The following is a 716-nucleotide window of genomic DNA, read 5'->3' on the forward strand; positions in this document are numbered from 1 at the left end:
ATTAGCGATCGCAAAAAAGCTGAAGCTCTCCTACAAACTACAAATCAGGAACTATTAAGAGCAACAATCCTCAAAGATGAGTTTCTCGCGAATATGAGTCATGAGCTTCGCACCCCTCTTAATGCCATCCTCGGTATTACAGAAAGTTTATCTGAAGGAGTCTTTGGAAAAATCCAAGAAAAGCAAAAGCGTATGTTGAAGGTCGTCGAAAACAGTGGCAATCATCTACTGGAGTTAATTAATGACATCCTCGATCTTGCCAAGATTGAAGCTGATGAAATGACTTTAGACTGTCAATCTTCAAATATTAAAGATATTTGCCAATCTAGTATGATGTTTGTCCGACAGATGGCAATCCAAAAAAACTTGCAGTTAGACTTAAGGGGCGCTCCATCTGAACTAGAAACATCCCTTGATGAGCGTCGTATCCGTCAAGTATTAATTAACCTACTCAGTAATGCGATCAAATTTACCCCGTCGGGAGGCAAAATCACCCTAGAATACGCTCTGAGTATCTCCAATGAAAATAGCCCCCAAGCTTGGGTATCTTTGGCTGTAATAGATACAGGTATCGGTATTACATCTGATAACTTACAAAAGCTATTTCAACCTTTTATCCAAATTGATAGCCCTCTCAATCGCCAATATGATGGTACTGGTTTAGGATTAGCCTTAGTCAAAAAGATAGTCGAATTGCATGGTGGATATGTCAGTGC

Annotated in this window: 1 protein-coding gene; it reads left to right on the forward strand. The window is 39.7% G+C overall.

Going from position 1 to position 716, the window contains the following annotated elements; all coding sequences use genetic code 11:
* Positions 1 to 716 (forward strand): HAMP domain-containing sensor histidine kinase (locus VB775_RS22565; RefSeq protein ID WP_323216968.1); only part of this gene is annotated, 716 nt, incomplete at both ends.

The organism is Pseudanabaena sp. CCNP1317 (assembly GCF_034931345.1).
GTDB lineage: Bacteria > Cyanobacteriota > Cyanobacteriia > Pseudanabaenales > Pseudanabaenaceae > Pseudanabaena > Pseudanabaena galeata.